We start from the raw sequence: 259 nt of genomic DNA, 5'->3' as shown, positions 1-259 counted from the left end.
CTACCAGGAATATCCGGTCAGCCGCATGCCGGCATACACCCCCGCCAGTGATGTACACCTGACACCGGAACGCCAGTTTGTGTGTAACCACCTGCTTGTCGTGCGCTTCCGGATGAGTAACCCCGGAAACATCACCCGCGACCTGCGTGAGCGTGACTTCTGGCGCAAGGGCGTCAGAGCCGTGATGCTGTCACAAAACAAACTGTACGCCGGTGGCGAAGGCTACGCCTGGATTGTGTTTTCAGATGACGGAGACACC

Annotated in this window: 1 protein-coding gene; it reads left to right on the top strand. The window is 58.3% G+C overall.

The window, feature by feature from the left end; all coding sequences use genetic code 11:
• Window positions 1-259 (top strand): type-F conjugative transfer system secretin TraK (locus tag RTW80_RS29830; protein WP_312721761.1); only part of this gene is annotated, 259 nt, incomplete at both ends.

The organism is Escherichia sp. AM3 (assembly GCF_032029835.1).
Classification (GTDB): Bacteria; Pseudomonadota; Gammaproteobacteria; order Enterobacterales; family Enterobacteriaceae; genus Escherichia; species Escherichia coli.
The sequence above is the reverse complement of the archived record's forward strand: the minus strand, read 5'-3'. Positions and strand labels throughout refer to the sequence as shown.